General features: G+C 39.1%; 17 protein-coding genes, 1 tRNA gene and 1 rRNA gene. 4 read left to right on the top strand and 15 right to left on the bottom strand.

Annotated features, from left to right (window positions below; genetic code table 11):
• Positions 1-54: 54 nt before the first annotated feature.
• From FNK51_RS11485 to FNK51_RS11465, 5 genes are all read right to left on the bottom strand, one after another.
• The gene (locus tag FNK51_RS11485) at positions 55-921 is read right to left on the bottom strand and encodes a class II fructose-bisphosphate aldolase (protein WP_098373474.1); all 867 of its coding nucleotides are present in this window, start codon (positions 919-921) and stop codon (positions 55-57) included.
• A 40-nt stretch (positions 922-961) separates the two neighbouring features.
• Entirely contained in the window at positions 962-1,360 is a 399-nt protein-coding gene (locus FNK51_RS11480; protein ID WP_141993395.1) for a tetratricopeptide repeat protein, read from the bottom strand.
• 30 nt (positions 1,361-1,390) lie between these two features.
• Positions 1,391-2,680, bottom strand: coding sequence for a PTS sugar transporter subunit IIC (locus tag FNK51_RS11475; protein ID WP_141993394.1), 1,290 nt, complete (start codon positions 2,678-2,680; stop codon positions 1,391-1,393).
• Between the two features lie 35 nt (positions 2,681-2,715).
• Entirely contained in the window at positions 2,716-3,024 is a 309-nt protein-coding gene (locus tag FNK51_RS11470) for a PTS sugar transporter subunit IIB (protein WP_098373543.1), read from the bottom strand.
• Between the two features lie 87 nt (positions 3,025-3,111).
• Positions 3,112-5,220 carry a BglG family transcription antiterminator gene (locus tag FNK51_RS11465; protein ID WP_141993393.1) on the bottom strand — a complete coding sequence of 703 codons (2,109 nt, stop codon included), beginning with the start codon at positions 5,218-5,220 and terminating at the stop codon, positions 3,112-3,114.
• Positions 5,221-5,544: 324 nt separating this feature from the next.
• Here FNK51_RS11465 and FNK51_RS11460 point away from each other — a divergent pair, with 324 nt between their 5' ends.
• Positions 5,545-5,775: a hypothetical protein gene (locus FNK51_RS11460; protein ID WP_141993392.1), complete on the top strand. Its 231-nt coding sequence runs from the start codon at positions 5,545-5,547 to the stop codon at positions 5,773-5,775.
• A gap of 185 nt (positions 5,776-5,960) precedes the next feature.
• On the opposite strand, the gene groL is transcribed toward FNK51_RS11460, so the two are convergent.
• Positions 5,961-7,598 (bottom strand): chaperonin GroEL, encoded by a 1,638-nt coding sequence (gene groL / locus FNK51_RS11455; RefSeq protein WP_098373469.1) that lies wholly within the window; start codon positions 7,596-7,598, stop codon positions 5,961-5,963.
• 59 nt (positions 7,599-7,657) lie between these two features.
• Positions 7,658-7,942 (bottom strand): co-chaperone GroES, encoded by a 285-nt coding sequence (groES, locus tag FNK51_RS11450; RefSeq protein ID WP_034306337.1) that lies wholly within the window; start codon positions 7,940-7,942, stop codon positions 7,658-7,660.
• Positions 7,943-8,276: 334 nt separating this feature from the next.
• Between groES and FNK51_RS11445 the strand changes: the two genes are divergently transcribed.
• Positions 8,277-9,002 carry a CPBP family intramembrane glutamic endopeptidase gene (locus tag FNK51_RS11445; protein ID WP_141993391.1) on the top strand — a complete coding sequence of 242 codons (726 nt, stop codon included), beginning with the start codon at positions 8,277-8,279 and terminating at the stop codon, positions 9,000-9,002.
• Positions 8,999-9,211, top strand: a complete 213-nt coding sequence (locus FNK51_RS11440; RefSeq protein WP_034306342.1) for a YdiK family protein — start codon at positions 8,999-9,001, stop codon at positions 9,209-9,211. Before FNK51_RS11445 ends, FNK51_RS11440 begins: the two co-directional genes overlap by 4 nt.
• A gap of 29 nt (positions 9,212-9,240) precedes the next feature.
• Here FNK51_RS11440 and FNK51_RS11435 read toward each other — a convergent pair whose 3' ends face one another.
• Both FNK51_RS11435 and moaC read right to left on the bottom strand, forming a co-directional pair.
• Complete coding sequence (locus tag FNK51_RS11435) at positions 9,241-9,900, bottom strand: redox-sensing transcriptional repressor Rex (protein WP_034306345.1); 660 nt, start codon at positions 9,898-9,900, stop codon at positions 9,241-9,243.
• 33 nt (positions 9,901-9,933) lie between these two features.
• Complete coding sequence (moaC, locus tag FNK51_RS11430; RefSeq protein ID WP_098373467.1) at positions 9,934-10,440, bottom strand: cyclic pyranopterin monophosphate synthase MoaC; 507 nt, start codon at positions 10,438-10,440, stop codon at positions 9,934-9,936.
• Between the two features lie 133 nt (positions 10,441-10,573).
• Between moaC and FNK51_RS11425 the strand changes: the two genes are divergently transcribed.
• Complete coding sequence (locus FNK51_RS11425; protein ID WP_141993390.1) at positions 10,574-12,493, top strand: ABC transporter ATP-binding protein; 1,920 nt, start codon at positions 10,574-10,576, stop codon at positions 12,491-12,493.
• A 278-nt stretch (positions 12,494-12,771) separates the two neighbouring features.
• Here the strand turns inward: FNK51_RS11425 and tsaD are convergent, their stop codons facing one another.
• From tsaD to rrf, 6 genes are all read right to left on the bottom strand, one after another.
• A complete protein-coding gene (tsaD, locus tag FNK51_RS11420; RefSeq protein WP_076372381.1) occupies positions 12,772-13,785 on the bottom strand; it encodes a tRNA (adenosine(37)-N6)-threonylcarbamoyltransferase complex transferase subunit TsaD in 1,014 nt (337 codons plus the stop codon).
• The gene (gene rimI / locus FNK51_RS11415; RefSeq protein WP_098373465.1) at positions 13,782-14,234 is read right to left on the bottom strand and encodes a ribosomal protein S18-alanine N-acetyltransferase; all 453 of its coding nucleotides are present in this window, start codon (positions 14,232-14,234) and stop codon (positions 13,782-13,784) included. The genes tsaD and rimI overlap by 4 nt, the downstream gene beginning before the upstream one ends.
• Before the next feature lie 22 nt (positions 14,235-14,256).
• Positions 14,257-14,949 carry a tRNA (adenosine(37)-N6)-threonylcarbamoyltransferase complex dimerization subunit type 1 TsaB gene (gene tsaB / locus FNK51_RS11410; RefSeq protein ID WP_141993389.1) on the bottom strand — a complete coding sequence of 231 codons (693 nt, stop codon included), beginning with the start codon at positions 14,947-14,949 and terminating at the stop codon, positions 14,257-14,259.
• Positions 14,949-15,401, bottom strand: coding sequence for a tRNA (adenosine(37)-N6)-threonylcarbamoyltransferase complex ATPase subunit type 1 TsaE (gene tsaE, locus FNK51_RS11405; protein ID WP_098373463.1), 453 nt, complete (start codon positions 15,399-15,401; stop codon positions 14,949-14,951). The genes tsaB and tsaE overlap by 1 nt, the downstream gene beginning before the upstream one ends.
• Positions 15,402-15,599: 198 nt before the next feature.
• Positions 15,600-15,673: transfer RNA gene (locus tag FNK51_RS11400), tRNA-Met, on the bottom strand.
• A 66-nt stretch (positions 15,674-15,739) separates the two neighbouring features.
• Positions 15,740-15,855: ribosomal RNA gene (gene rrf / locus FNK51_RS11395) — 5S ribosomal RNA — on the bottom strand.
• Positions 15,856-15,986 lie beyond the last annotated feature (131 nt).

Here is a 15,986-nt window from a genome sequence, read left to right as displayed (position 1 = left end):
TTATTATCCATCTTCTCCAACTCTTATAAAAATGCCAAATGAACTTTTTTTTGACTATTTTACTTGAAGCGTACTGTCTTCTTTATTCATGAAGATTCCAATTTTATGTTTGACAATTTCTTTTACTGCCTTATTACATGGAATAATATTATGTCGTAATGATTTAGTTACTTTTGTTTCTCCGAATGTTTCTTTCGCTGCTTTCGTCCATGCTACTAACAACTCAGTACCAACATTAAATTTACGAATCCCATTATTTATTAATTCATGAATATCCATTTCATTAACACCTGTACCTCCATGAATAACTAAAGGTACATCTACTACAGCATTGATTTCTTTTAATAGCGGTAGATTTACTTCTGTTTTAGATTTATATTGACCATGATTAGTACCGATTGCAATGGCCAAAGCATCAACCCCTGTTGCTTTAACAAACTCTTCTGCATCTTTTGGGTCAGTATAAACCTTATCATCCTCATCTACATGAATCCCTTCTTCAGTACCACCAATTGTCCCTAGTTCGCCCTCTACCGAAACACCATATTTGTGTGCATATTCTACTACTGCTCTTGTTTTCATAATGTTCTCTTTGAATGGTAAATGAGAACCATCAAACATCACTGATGTATATCCTTTATTGATTGCCTCTTTAATATCATCAAAATCCCTTGCATGGTCTAAATGCAATACCACATCTACCATTTCATTTGTGGCCATAGTTTTACATACAGCAACAAAATTTTCATGACCAATGTATTTCGCAGTATCTATACTTGTTTGAATAATAATTGGTGCTCCTTGCTCTTTTGCTGCACGTATCATATCAGGTAACATCTCTAAATTATGTGCATTAAATGACCCAACTGTATAATTCAATTCTTCAGCCCTAAGTGTTACTTCTTTTAGTGTTATATACATAATCAATTACTCTCCCTTTATACTTCTTTTATTTTCTTCCTTATCGAACACCACGCGTAACCTCTTTAGAAACTTGCATCATTTGATCCATTTTCTTTAGATATATCTGTAATAATTCTTCATCATTCACTTTTGCTGCTTCTGCACGCTTCTTGTTATAAAGTTTTAATAAAGTTTTGTAACCTTCGCCTAATGACTTTTTAGCCTGAATACTTTTTTCTAACGAATCAATAGCATTATTTTCTTCACCAAGTTCATTAAATGCCAGGCCAATCTCCTCATGAATTTTTGCTTGTTCTTCTCCAACTGTTTGATTTACTTCTTCTTTTTTAGTGGAGATAATACGTACTAACTCTTCTTTTCGTTCTACTGTTAACACTACCTTTTCGGTTGTTTCTTTTTTCGGTTCTTTAGGTTTTTTCTTACCAAATCCAAACATTACTTGAACCTCCTTTTCTCTTTCAACGTCCTAGAAAGCTTTTAAAAGTGGACCAATGAGCCATGCATATAGTAAAGCAGCTGTTACTGTATCAACATCTGTAGCTGTTGCATTGACAAATCCCATAGAATTGAAAGTCGTTACTAACAGTGCTGGTAATAATGTAATGAAGAAACCATGTACAATACCACCAATAATTGCACCGCGAATACCACCTGTTAAGTTACCGAAGATACCGGCAGTCCCACCCGCGAAGAAGGCTGTCAGAATACCTGGTAAGATCATTGCCAACCCAAAGACTGGTAATACAAACATTGCAATAATTGAACCTATAGTAGTTGTGATAAACCCTACAATGACTGCATTAGGGCTAAATGGAAATAGGACTGGACAATCTAATGCAGGCTTTGCATTTGGAACCAACCGCATGGCAATCCCTCTAAATGCCGGAACAATTTCACCTAGTAATAAGCGAACCCCTGCTAGTAATACATACACTCCAACTACGAATTGGATAGATTGTAAGAAAGCAAACATTAAGTAGTTTGTATTTTCTGATATTTTAGAAGCGAACTCATCACCTGCGAACGCTGCTGTAATAATATAAAGAGGAGTCATTACCACCATCAAAGATAGATAGGTATCTTGTAAGAATTCAAATTGAGCTGGTAATTTCAAATCTTCAACAGATTTTTTCTTTTCGCCTTTTCCCCCAACTAGTTTTGCTACACCTGCTTCAAACACATACCCAACCGTACAAAAGTGTCCTAATGCAATATCATCCATACCAGTAATCTTCCGAACAAATGGTTGTGCAATCGCAGGCATTGCTACCGCAAAGACGCCCCCAATGAAACCGCCTACTAAAATCAATGCAACACCACGTAAACCTGCAAAGTAACCAAATACTGTTGTCATAGTAGCCATCCAAAGAATTGCCTGACCAGTTAAAAAGATGTATTTCCATTTAGTAAACCGGGCAATTAAAATATTAAAAACAAAGATAGCTAAGAAAGTTAGTGCGATATCGCGACCCAAGCCTAACTCATTCATTGCTTGGCCATTAATGGCTTCAATTGAAGGAATAATCCCTTGCATATGGAAACCTTCTGTAAAAATTTTACCGAAATATATTAAACTACCAACTATAATGCTGGATCCGGCTGACAATACCATAAATCCTAACATCGTCTTTAACGAACCAGAAATAACTTGCCCTGTTGATTTCTTTTGCAAAATTAACCCCAACATAGCAATCAACGCGATTGTGACTGATGCCTGTGTCAAAATATTCTCTATAATAAAGTTGACTACACCCATTTTCTCCCCCCATCTCTAGCTATCTCTATTTATTTTTAAGCTAAAACGCCTTTTTCCCTTAATACCGGGGTGATTTTTTCTTCAATCTCTAGTTTAGATACAATATTTCTCAAATAAACAATTGTCGTTTGTTTTGGATCAACTGAAAATTTCTCAAATTGGGATTTGAAATTCTGTGCCGTAATAATAATATCGGGTTTTACTGAAACAGCAGACGAGATATCACTATGATCTAGCTTGGCATTAATACCCAACTTGCTTAATACATCCTCTGCCGCCATTTGACAAGCAAAACTGCTTCCTAAACCTGCTCCACATACAAATAAGATATTTACTTTTTTCATGTCACTCTCTCCTCTTTCGTTTTTTGTTTTATATAATTCATCTTCTCCTACTTGCATCTACACCAATTGTAATAACCACAGCTTTCCTCATTCCATTACTTCACTTCCATATAACACCTGATTAAACATGGTTACATCTTGTGCTGTAATTAACTGGTCTAATTTCTCTTCATCATTAATTAACTCAATCAGATTTTTCATCACATTTAGATGCGAATAAGAATCCACTGCAGCTAGACAAAAAACAATTTTCACCGGATCATTATCCGGATTTCCGAAATTCACCGGTTCCTTTAACGTCATGACACTAATACCTAATTTATTTACTCCATCTTCTGGCCTTGCGTGTGCTAACGCTAAATGCTTCCCTACTACTATATAAGGCCCATACTCTTCAACAGATTTAATCATGGCGTTTATATATCGCTCTTCAATGACCTCTTCTGTTAACAATATCTGGGCAGATTTCGTAATCGCTTCTTTCCAGTCTTTACATTCTTGCTTTAGTAGAATGTTGGAATCCCTCAAAATATCCTGCAACATTGGCTGTATCTCCCTTGTATTAATTTTTAAATGATGTTCTTTAAAAGTCTCTTCTACTTTCTGATAGCTTTCCTGTGTTACCGTACCGCCGCTTTCTACAATTAACATAAGAATATCCTGCATTAGCATTGTGGCATCTAACTTATTGGAAACGATCCTTCTCTTATTCTTATTTTTGAGTAAAAAATCTTTAATTTCCTTCTTATCACTTTCTCTTAATATTGGATTAAGCAATAATACGGGTTTTCTTGGATAATCAATTGAAATGGTCGTAAAAACTAAATCAACATCAAGCTTGTCAATAAAGGCTAATTCAAACGAACTCAATACTGCTACAATCTCGATATTGAATTGCTCTTTCAAATTCGCAGCCAATAGCTTTCCAGTTGAAATCCCATGATTACAAAGCACAACAGCCTGATAAACATATTGTTCTTTCTGTTTTATTTGGCTGGCAGAAGTTGAAAAATAAACGGTCAAAAACCCGATTTCATCTTCTGATAATGGTTTTTTTATATAGTCCTCTATTTGCTTACTAAAGCATGTGACTGCCTGATAAATCTCGGCAAAGGACTCCTTAATAGTTTCTTTCAACGGATTAAATACCTGTAAATCGTTCTTCGCCCTGCTTAATAACCCTGTGATATGCTTATATAAACCTTCATACAAATCTTCTTCTCTCTGAGAAAAGGGGATTCTGGTTACTTTTTCTACATGCTCAATTAATTGAATAGCTAATAATTGTGCGGTAACCCAATCGAATGAATTATTCATATCTTTTGGATTAAAAGATTCGATTGTAAAGGTAGTATATTTTATTTCATTTAATGATGGATATAAACCAAACTCCATACAGATGAAATCCACAAAATTTCTGACAGGATCTTCTTTTATCTCGGCTCTAACTTTGGCTAATTCCCTAAGGTTATTTCCCTCTTGCAACCGCCTTACCCATATACCTAAAAATAGAATGCTTTGATTTCGATATACATGATTAATCTCTACTCTAGACTTTTCAAAGACTTCGTCATAATGTTCTCCAATGACCCTCAATGCACTTGTATCCAAATAATCAAGGACAAATTGATCTGCAAAGGTATTCACAGTATCTCTATCTCGGTACCCCAATAGATTGGAAATATCTGTAACACTATTAATTACGTCGTACAACATAGTGCGTATTGATCGTTCATCTCCTTTTAATACAATCCCTTGCTTCGTTAAACTCACTACAGAAATACCATATTCCTTTAAAAACTGGCGAAGTCTTCTCATATCCTCATCCAATGTACTTTTCGATACCTGCAGTTTTTCTTCCATTTCAAAAAGCATTGTCCTTTTTGTGGTATCGGCAATATCTAAAAGTAAGGCAAGAAAACGTTCATTGGGCCTATAATAATCCGTTTCCCTATCATCACCAATTTTCAATTGGAGCTTTCCGCGGTCCACATCAGACAGGTCTAACTTCAACCCCTTTCCTCTTATCGTCGTAATGGATGGATAATTATTTTCAGACAGATATTTATTAATCAGAACCAATTCGTTTCGAAAAGTACGCTCACTAATATTGAACTCTTTACTTAAATCCTCACAAGTTAAAAAGGTATTTACTTTCAAAAATCTGGTAAGTACTCGTTGAGACCGTTCTTTCATGATAGTAACCCCTTTCATAATTTGATTATAAATGGACATATTCAAATAGTTTAGTACATCTTTTTGCAACTTCAATCTGCAAAAATGTAAGCGTTAACAATTTTACCGATCTACAAATCAAACATCCAACGAAATAAGGGAAAACCGCCTTTGGATGATCCTTCACTAAGTTAAAAACATTTTTAATCCAACTTTCAACAGTTCCTTTTACTTGAAAAAACTCTAGTAGTTGTTGTCCCCCCATCGCCCGGAACTATATGTATGTCTTTCGTTGAAATTGGATGTATGAAGTTTACCTTTACATCCCCTAGGCGATTTACCATTTTGATGGACGATCAGGTCATGAAGTTATTAAAAAGGCATCTACTACAGCAAAATAAAATGAAAATTCAAAACAGTCATCATTACATGGATGAAAACTTTGTCTTCACTTCACCAGAGGGATATACATTGGTGCAAAAACTGCCTGCAATACGATTACAACGTCTTCTTAAGAAATTACCGCATAACAACAAGAAAATTACGTTGCATCCATTCAGGCATACGCATACATAGTTACTGATCAAGCAGCTGCAGGAAATAAAAAAATCAACAACGATTAGGACATACAGAATTCAAATATAAAGAAAAGGCCTCCCACAGTAAACTGTGGGAGGCCTTCAACTTTAAAGATATTCACATGTTTGGTGAGCATTCATTCTGAATCCTCGTTAAACCCCTCTAAGGGATTTAGCGAATGATTACATCATGCCGCCCATTCCGCCCATGCCGCCCATATCAGGCATGCCCATGCCGCCAGCGCCAGCAGGTTCTGGTTTGTCAGCAACAACAGCTTCTGTTGTTAAGAACATAGCTGCTACAGAACCAGCGTTTTGTAGAGCTGAACGAGTTACTTTAGTAGGATCGACGATACCGGATTCGATCATGTTCACCCATTGTCCAGTAGCTGCATTGAAGCCAGTGCCTACTGCTTCGCCTTTAAGGCGCTCTACGATTACAGAGCCTTCAAGACCGGCATTGTGAGCGATTTGACGAACAGGCTCTTCGATTGCACGAAGAACGATTTTCACGCCTGTTGCTACGTCGCCTTCCGCTTGAATTTCAGCGATTTTATTGTATACGTTAAGAAGCGCTGTACCACCACCGGCTACGATACCTTCTTCAACAGCGGCACGAGTGGAGTTCAATGCATCTTCAATACGAAGTTTACGTTCTTTCAATTCTGTTTCGGTAGCTGCACCGACTTTGATTACCGCTACACCACCAGCTAATTTAGCAAGGCGTTCTTGTAATTTTTCACGGTCGAATTCAGAAGTTGTTTCTTCTAATTGAACACGGATTTGGTTTACACGAGCTTGAATTTGAGCTGTATTTCCAGCACCTTCAACGATCGTTGTATTTTCTTTTGTAACAACCACTTTAGACGCACGGCCTAATGAATCGATTGTTGCAGATTTAAGATCAAGTCCGATTTCTTCAGTGATTACTTCGCCGCCTGTAAGAGCTGCGATGTCTTCAAGCATTGCTTTACGACGGTCACCGAATCCAGGAGCCTTAACCGCAACAGCGTTGAATGTTCCACGAAGTTTGTTCACAACAAGAGTTGCAAGCGCTTCGCCTTCTACATCTTCAGCAATCAATAATAGCGGTTTCCCTTGTTGAACAACTTGCTCAAGGACAGGAAGGATTTCTTGGATATTCGTGATTTTTTTATCTGTGATCAAGATATATGGATTCTCAAGGACAGCTTCCATTTTATCTGAATCAGTAACCATGTATGGAGATGCATATCCACGATCGAACTGCATACCTTCTACTACGTCCAATTCAGTTGTGAAACCTTTAGACTCTTCGATTGTGATGACGCCGTCGTTACCAACGCGCTCCATTGCTTCTGCAATCAGTTGGCCCACTTCTTCATCAGCTGAAGAGATGGCAGCAACTTGTGCAATTGATTCTTTGTTTTCAACAGGTTTGGAAATGGCTTTCAATTCTGCAATTGCTGAATTGACCGCTTTCTCGATTCCTTTACGGATACCCATTGGGTTAGCACCAGCTGTTACGTTTTTAAGACCTTCACGGATCATCGCTTGTGCAAGAACCGTTGCAGTAGTTGTACCGTCACCAGCTACGTCGTTTGTTTTGCTTGCTACTTCAGCAACCAATTTCGCACCCATGTTTTCGAATGCATCTTCCAATTCGATTTCTTTAGCGATCGTCACACCGTCATTTGTGATAAGCGGTGAACCGAATTTTTTCTCAAGAACCACGTTACGACCTTTTGGTCCAAGCGTTACTTTAACTGCATCTGCAAGTGCGTCCACACCACGAAGCATGGAACGGCGAGCTTCTTCACTAAATTTAATTTCTTTAGCCATTTATAAGTACCTCCCTAAAATTTTAAGAAAATTTTCGTTCAGTTAAGTATGATGTATAATTAGCCGATAACAGCTAGAATGTCGCTTTCACGTAAAATTAAGTATTCAGTGTCTTCGTATTTAACTTCAGTACCTGCATATTTTGAGAAGATAATTAGATCGCCTTGGGCAACCTCTAAAGCAACACGTTCGCCATTTTCAAGGACACGGCCAGTACCAACTGCTACTACCTTACCTTCTTGTGGCTTTTCTTTAGCAGTATCAGGAAGAACAATACCGCTTGCAGTTTTTTCTTCAGTTTGAACTAGTTCAATAATAACGCGATCACCTAATGGTTTTAACAAGTGAAACAACCTCCTCATATTCTCTTGATAATTTGTTTCATGATTATTAGCACTCTTCATCATCGAGTGCTAACACATTTATAATATTAAATAAACCGAGCCTTTTTTGCAAGTATCTTATTGAAAATTTTTTATTAATTTCTGATAAATTATGGGTAAACTACTTTAGCATAATGATTTCCTTAACAATGTAATTGAAATGTTATGTTAGGGGTACCTTTAAGTGGTGTTCTGCCTCAATATTTGATACCATTTTGGAGTATGCGTTTATAGATTGTCCCCATATCAGGAACGTTCCGAACGGGATGGGTGACTATAAAAGGAGTTTTCATTTTTGAAAAAAGAATATTGGTTCGTCATCATCACTTATATTGCCATGCAATTATCCAGTATTGTTGGGGTACCCATTTTCATGCTGATCGGGTCTTATACTGGAATGCCGGCAGATGAACTCGAAGTGAAGTCTGCAGCATACTGGATAGTTTTCAGTTTTCTCGTTGCTTTATTATTGATTCTTTTTTTAATAAGAAAAGATATGAGGGAAAAGTTGGACACGAGAAATCAAACTTCCGTTTCGTTGTCCGTATTATGGGCAATTGCAGGAGTGTTCATGGCTCTTTTTGCACAAAGCATTGCCGGCAGCATTGAACAAATGCTTGGGGTGGAGTCTGAATCTGAAAATACGCAGCAACTTATTTCACTCATTTACAAAGTCCCCATGGTCATTTTCGTCACTTCAGTAATTGGACCTATATTGGAAGAATTAATTTTCCGGAAAATCATTTTCGGATCACTTCATAAACGCTTTAACTTCTTTATTTCAGCCTTAATCAGCTCAGTTATTTTCGGCTTGGCGCATGGTGAATTTGAACATCTTCTTTTATATACGGCAATGGGCTTCACCTTTGCTTTCCTTTATGCGAAAACAGGCCGCATTCTTGTTTCCATGAGCGCACATATTGCGATGAATACGCTTGTTATCATCCTTCAAGTGGTATATCGGGAGGATATTGAGAAGATGCTAGATACTGCACAGGCCTTCATCGGAGGTTTATTATGAAACGTCAATCACCATTATTCATGGGCATCATCTATGCAGGCTTAGGAGCTCTTTTTACCGCTATCGCGATTCAAACCGTCAATTCTTCCGGATGGGGACTCTTTGCCTACATACTTGTCCTTATTGCAACTCTTGATTTTGGATCGGGATTACGCATGATCATGCTGCACTTTAAGATTAAAGCCGCACAAAAAAATAAGAAAAAATAAAAAAACGCTGCAATGATGCAGCGTTTTTTTCATTCCTCCAATGCGGCTTCTTCCACTACTGGATAATGTTTCAGGAAGTAGATGAGCGACTGAAGCTCCACGGCCAGGTCAATGTGGTGAACCCTTATGGATGGAGGCACGGTCAGCCGTGCAGGTGTGAAATTCAATATTCCTTTTATATCAGCTTTGACTAGACGATCGGTTATCGTCTGGGCTACCTGTGCAGGCACTGTCAATATAGCCGCAGTAATATTATTTTCCTGCAATAGTGTATCGATTTGATCCATATGATAGATGGGCACATCAGCTATTCGCTTGCCGACCTTTTCTTCAGAAACTTCGAAAGCCATTTCAATTTTAGTATTATTATTTTTCATGAAATTGTAATTTAAAAAAGCGGTTCCTAAATTTCCTACCCCGATTAAAGCGACTTTGGTCAATTCATCCTGATCTAGTGTTTTTCTAAAGAAGGATAATAAATAATTGACATTGTAGCCGTAGCCTTTTTTCCCAAGCGCGCCAAAGTAGGAAAAATCACGGCGAATTGTGGCAGAATCCACTTTTACAGCTTCACTTAGCTCTGCCGAGGAAACTCTTTGTTTGCCTGAGGAATGTAAGTTCTTTAAAAATCGATAATACAATGGCAACCTTTTGGCTGTCGCCTGCGGTATCTTTGGGTCATGGTTCATTGTTCTTCCCCGCTTTCACACATGCTTTTCAACTTAATCTCTATCTGTTTGTTTTACTTGCCTTTTATAATCGCTACTAGACACTCCGCCCGTTTTCTCCACTAAGAATGTAGGCCCGATCACCATTCCCTTATCAATGGCCTTACACATGTCATAAACAGTCAAGGCAGTCACGGATGCAGCTGTTAACGCTTCCATTTCCACACCTGTACTCCCTTTTGTCTTAGCTTCCGTTTCAATCCTAAGCCTATATCCTTGTTCTTCTTTTTCCCAATCAAAGGCTATATTGACCCCTTGCAGAGCAATGGGATGGCACATCGGAATTATATTGGATGTATTTTTGCTGGCCATTATTCCTGCAACTTGCGCAACAGCCAGTACATCACCTTTTTTCATTTTATGGTTCGTGACCAATTCATATATTTCATCATTCAATAAAATGCTCGATTGAGCTACTGCCGTCCGGGTTGTTTCAGGCTTAGCACTCACATCGACCATTTTGGCCCTGCCCTGTTCATTAAAATGCGTTAAGTCTCCCATTTAAGTAACCCCTCCTAAATCATACACTATTATTCCACTTTATGTAACAGCTTTTGTTTCAGCTTGGAACCAAGCTGTTGCCGATAATAACTAAAATACGTTACACTAACAATAATCAATTGAGGTGAAATCTATGATTTTATTACAAATCAATCAACTATCGAAATATTATGGAGCTGAACTTATTTTATCAAATATGAAGCTCGAAGTTCAAAATAAAGATCGAATTGCACTTGTCGGCCGAAATGGCGCCGGTAAATCCACTCTGCTTAAAATCATAGCTGGGCAGCTTTCCCATGATGGCGGTGAAATAATCAAACCAAAAGGCGTCACCATCGGCTATATGGCCCAGGATACGGGATTGGAATCCGAACTGTCCATTTGGGATGAGATGCTGACTGTATTCACGGATCTTATAGAGCAAGAAAAGGAACTGCGTCGCCTTGAGGCTGATATGGCCAGACCTGACATCTTTGAAAACGAAACAATTTACCAAAAAGTGCTGAATGAATACGACACTTTGATGGTGACATTCAAAGAGAAGGGCGGTTATCAATATGAAGCGGATATCCGTTCCGTATTGCATGGACTTCAGTTTGCTGACTTTGACTATTCTACCCCAATTTCCACTTTAAGCGGTGGGCAAAAAACAAGGCTTGCATTAGGGAAGCTGCTTTTAAGGAAACCGGATATATTGATTCTGGATGAGCCGACGAACCATTTGGATATCGAAACCCTCTCTTGGCTTGAACAATATTTACAAGGCTACCAGGGAGCTGTCCTTATTGTTTCCCATGATCGCTATTTTTTAGATAAAGTAGTAAACCTCGTATATGAGATTTCCCGAAATAACATTAAAAAATACCATGGTAATTATAGTTCTTACCTAGAGGGAAAAGCGGAGGATTATGAGCGGGACATGAAACTGTTCGAGAAGCAACAAGGGGAAATTGAAAAGCTTCGCGACTTTGTCCAACGTAATATCACCAGGGCTTCCACCACGAAAAGAGCACAAAGCAGACGCAAACAGCTCGAAAAGATGGATGTATTGGACAAGCCGCAAGGTGATGAAAAATCTGCGAATTTTTCTTTCCAGATTGAAAGGCAAAGCGGAAATGAAGTACTTCACCTCCAGGACTTGGCTATTGGATACGAAGGGGAAACGGTATCAAAGAATATAAATTCCCGGATGACTAAAGGTGAGAGCATAGCACTTGTTGGCCCAAATGGAGTTGGAAAATCTACTTTATTGAAAACGATCATTTCTAAGCTGCCTGCACTTTCTGGGGGTTTCCGTTTTGGAACGAACGTAGAAGTCAGCTACTACGATCAAGAACAGGCTAACCTTGTTTCCAATAAACGCGTACTAAATGAATTATGGGACGACTATCCCCTTAAACCGGAAAAGGACATTCGCACCGTACTCGGTAATTTCCTTTTTAGCGGGGACGATGTTTTGAAAACCGTTTCCACACTAAGCGGGGGCGAAAAGGCCCGGCTTGCTCTAGCCAAAATGATGATGCAAAAAGGGAATTTTTTAATTCTTGATGAACCAACGAACCATTTGGACCTCGATAGTAAATTGGTGCTTGAAAACGCATTGATCGATTATCCGGGAACTATTCTTTTCGTTTCACATGACCGTTATTTCATAAATCGAATAGCAACGAAAGTGATAGAGCTCTCCAAAGACGGCAACGAAGAATTCCTCGGTGATTATGATTACTATCTAGAGAAGAAACAGGAGCAGGCTGAAATCCAAGCACTTGAACAGCAGGAAAAGGCTAATACTTTAGATGCAGCTGTAGAAAAAACGAATTACAAAATTGATAAAGAAGCAAAAAAAGCTGAACGCCAGCGAAAACGGCGCATTGAGGAAATCGAGGCAGCCATGGAGCTTCTTGAAATCGAAATAAACGAATATAATGACCTCCTTTGTGATCCAAATGTTTTTCAGGACCATGAAAAAGTAATGGAGGTCCAAACAAAGCTTGATACTGCACAGGAAAGTTTGGACCAGCTTCTCGAAGAATGGACTGAACTGGAAGAATGACAAAAGACCGAGTCAATTGACTCGGTCTTTTTCTTTTCCATTCAAAACGTCGCTTGAAAGTTATCCACAAACTTGTTAACAAACCACTTACCGTTCACTAGCCATTAATTTGAGTTATACACATTATCCACAGAAACATATCCACTTATCCACAAAAACACCACTTATACACATGCAGTATGATTATCAAAAAAACTTTATCCACAGAATATTCTATTTTTTTATAAACACGATAAAAAGACAGGATGCCAAAGTGAGGGATCCTGTCTTCTCTTCAATTAAAATGCTTCGATATCCAATCCAGGATTTCCGTTCAAATCCAAACCAGATCGTTTTCCCTTTTCAAACATGACACTGCCAGCAGCACCGATCATGGCGGCATTGTCCGTACAAAGATATAGGGGCGGAATGGATATATCCATAGGTAAATCCTTAAAAGCTTCCGTTAATGCTTCCCTAAGGCCTTTATTTGCGGCAACTCCTCCAGCAAGCAATACCTGCTTCACATTATATTCCTTTGCTGCCTTTACAGCTTTCATTACAAGCACTTCTATCACGCTAGCTTGGAAACTTGCCGCTAAATCTTTAGGTTCAATTTTTTCCCCGCGCTGTTCAGCATTATGCAAAGTGTTGATTACCGCTGATTTCAACCCGCTGAAAGAAAAGTCATAGCTGCCATCCAACCATGCCCGAGGCAGTTTCAAAGTTGGTGAGCCTTCTTGTGCCAGCCTATCGATATGAGGGCCGCCAGGATAAGGGAGCCCCAAGGTTCGGGCCACTTTATCATACGCCTCACCTGCTGCATCATCCCGCGTCTCCCCTATCACCTTGAAAGAACCCGGTTCTTCTAAAAGCACCAATTCCGTATGGCCTCCCGAAACGACTAAAGAAAGCGCAGGATATTCGATCTCCTGAATAAGCCGATTCGCATAAATATGACCCGCGATATGATGCGTACCGACAATAGGTATTCCATGTGCGAAAGCTACAGCCTTCGCCGCATTCACGCCTATTAATAGTGCCCCTACAAGTCCGGGACCTTCTGTAACGGCAATGGCATCCAAGTCTTCATATGTCACACCTGCCTGAAGCAGTGCTTCTTCAAGAACGATCGTAATTTGTTCTACATGATGACGGGAAGCTATTTCCGGGACAACACCGCCAAAACGTTTATGGCTTTCGATTTGTGAAGCCACGACATTACTCAGTATCTCCGTTCCATTTTTTATGACAGCTGCCGCAGTTTCATCGCAGCTCGTTTCAATTCCTAATATAAATTGATCTTTTTTCATGAAAAATTCACCCACATAACATAAGCATCTTCTTGATTGTCTGTATAATAATTTTTTCGGATTCCACCCTTTTGGAAACCAAGTTTTTCATAAAGCGAAATGGCTACTGCATTACTGACACGGACCTCAAGCGTCATCCTCACCACACCCATCGAAATGGAGATTTCAATCATCTTCCTGAGCAAAGCTTCCCCAAGCTTTTGCCCTCGGTATTCTGGCAATATCGCTATATTGGTAATGTGCGATTCATCAATGACTATCCACGCACCGCAATAACCGGCAATTTTCCCTTCATCCTCTATCACCATGTATACAGCATATTGATTATGATTCAGTTCATTAAAAAAAGCTTCCCGGCTCCAAGGCAAAGTAAAGGACTGTTTTTCCACATTAAGCACTTGCTCGATATCTTCCGTATTCATTTTTCGGAACGTCAATGTTTTACTCATAATAATCGGTCGCTTTCCTTGTTTATTTCCCCTGCTGTTCAAGCCACTTAGCTTCTGCTTCAGCCATGCGGATATAATTCGGTACAAACTGGTGAACATCGACTTCAGCCTTATCAAGGCCAATGAAGGCCAGTTCGCTTGGTCTTGAGTTATATGTCTGTACCGGAGCAAATACAGCTAAATCACCTAATGCTTCCGTAATTGCATCCCGGTGAATGTCCACATCTTGACCAACGAATAAAACAGGACGATTTAATTCCTTCAATTGATTCGCCCACTCAGAGGATAGAATATTACAATCTTCAATGACTGTCTTTAAAGAGTTATTTTCCATTTCATATAATCCAGTATAAATCTGCCCTCTTCTTGCATCGAACAATGGAGAGATCACCCCGTTAAAATAACGTCCATTAGCTGCTAAAACCTCTAAGCTGGAAACACCCGATAACGGAATCTGAAGTGTCCATGCCAAGCTTTTTGCAATCGTCACTCCAATCCTGACGCCTGTATAGGATCCCGGGCCTTGAGCGACCACTATCTTAGTCAAATCCTTCGGTTTAGTATCACAATCCCTCAGCAGTGTTTCAATTGCTGGCATAACCCGCACCGAATGATTTTTCTTTAGGTTCGTCGTATACTCACCAATTACTTGACTCCCGTTTACCAGGGCAACCCCTAATGTGAAATTCGATGTATCTATAGCTAAAACCTTCATCAAATAATCTCCTTACATAACTTTACATATCGTTCGCCTTTGGCTTCCAGAACAAAACGCCGGCTTGTATCGCTCAGACGATAAATATAGATGGTCAGGATTTCCTCTGGAAGGTGATCCTTTATTAAATGGGCCCATTCAACGACAGTCACACCATCACCATCAAAATATTCTTCAAAGCCTAAATCTTCTTCCGATTCACTTACCCGATATACATCCATATGATATAAAGGCAATCGACCCATGTATTCCTTTATTATCGTAAAGGTAGGGCTATTCACCATTCTGGTAACACCTAATCCTTTAGCCAACCCTTTTGTGAATGCCGTCTTTCCAGCACCCAAGTCACCTTCTAAAGCCAGCACATCGCCACTTGAAAGCTTTTGTGCCAATTCATGCGCAAATCGCGCTGTTTCTTCCTCATTCTGAGAAATCCATTCAACCTGATGCATATATCAATCACCTTTATCATTATTAGGAAAACGTCCTAAAGTTCATGTCGAGAACCATAAACGCAATATTATGGAACAAAAACCATTCTATATGTAGTTTACCTTGTTTCAAAAGAAGAAACAAATAAGTTAGGGACATAATTATTCGAATTTCGGATAAAACAAAAAAACGAAACCTAAGTTTCGTTTTTTTCATGATTGCGGGGACAGGATTTGAACCTGCGACCTTCGGGTTATGAGCCCGACGAGCTACCGGACTGCTCCACCCCGCGACGGTATAAATGTTTCTTTTATAAATATAGTATTCCCAATCACTCAAAAAGAATACAAAGATTATAGCTTGGCGGCGTCCTACTCTCACAGGGGGAAACCCCCAACTACCATCGGCGCTGAAGAGCTTAACTGCCGTGTTCGGAATGGGAACGGGTGTGACCTCTTCGCTATCGCCACCAAACATTTAATCTTTTTTTCACATTTACTATCATACCATGTATGAAACCAAAATGCAAGAAGAAATTTTCATTCCTTCAAAACTAGATAATAATAAGAAGGTATTTCATTTTTCAAAAAGCGTTGGTTAAGTCC

The sequence above is a fragment of the Bacillus sp. B4EP4a genome, assembly GCF_006680105.1.
GTDB classification, from domain to species: Bacteria; Bacillota; Bacilli; order Bacillales; family DSM-1321; genus Peribacillus; species Peribacillus simplex_E.
The sequence above is the reverse complement of the archived record's forward strand: the minus strand, read 5'-3'. Positions and strand labels throughout refer to the sequence as shown.

What these genes read in the sequence shown, in the direction of transcription:
- moaC (WP_098373467.1), bottom strand. Translation starts at nt 10,440, where the DNA reads ATGGGAGACTTAACGCATTTTAATGAACAGGGCAGGGCCAAAATGGTC.
- FNK51_RS11465 (WP_141993393.1), bottom strand. Translation starts at nt 5,220, where the DNA reads ATGAAAGAACGGTCTCAACGAGTACTTACCAGATTTTTGAAAGTAAAT.
- FNK51_RS11475 (WP_141993394.1), bottom strand. Translation starts at nt 2,680, where the DNA reads ATGGGTGTAGTCAACTTTATTATAGAGAATATTTTGACACAGGCATCA.
- FNK51_RS11425 (WP_141993390.1), top strand. Translation starts at nt 10,574, where the DNA reads ATGATTTTATTACAAATCAATCAACTATCGAAATATTATGGAGCTGAA.
- FNK51_RS11480 (WP_141993395.1), bottom strand. Translation starts at nt 1,360, where the DNA reads ATGTTTGGATTTGGTAAGAAAAAACCTAAAGAACCGAAAAAAGAAACA.
- tsaE (WP_098373463.1), bottom strand. Translation starts at nt 15,401, where the DNA reads ATGCATCAGGTTGAATGGATTTCTCAGAATGAGGAAGAAACAGCGCGA.
- tsaD (WP_076372381.1), bottom strand. Translation starts at nt 13,785, where the DNA reads ATGAAAAAAGATCAATTTATATTAGGAATTGAAACGAGCTGCGATGAA.
- FNK51_RS11435 (WP_034306345.1), bottom strand. Translation starts at nt 9,900, where the DNA reads ATGAACCATGACCCAAAGATACCGCAGGCGACAGCCAAAAGGTTGCCA.
- tsaB (WP_141993389.1), bottom strand. Translation starts at nt 14,949, where the DNA reads ATGAAGGTTTTAGCTATAGATACATCGAATTTCACATTAGGGGTTGCC.
- FNK51_RS11440 (WP_034306342.1), top strand. Translation starts at nt 8,999, where the DNA reads ATGAAACGTCAATCACCATTATTCATGGGCATCATCTATGCAGGCTTA.
- FNK51_RS11485 (WP_098373474.1), bottom strand. Translation starts at nt 921, where the DNA reads ATGTATATAACACTAAAAGAAGTAACACTTAGGGCTGAAGAATTGAAT.
- groL (WP_098373469.1), bottom strand. Translation starts at nt 7,598, where the DNA reads ATGGCTAAAGAAATTAAATTTAGTGAAGAAGCTCGCCGTTCCATGCTT.
- FNK51_RS11470 (WP_098373543.1), bottom strand. Translation starts at nt 3,024, where the DNA reads ATGAAAAAAGTAAATATCTTATTTGTATGTGGAGCAGGTTTAGGAAGC.
- rimI (WP_098373465.1), bottom strand. Translation starts at nt 14,234, where the DNA reads ATGAGTAAAACATTGACGTTCCGAAAAATGAATACGGAAGATATCGAG.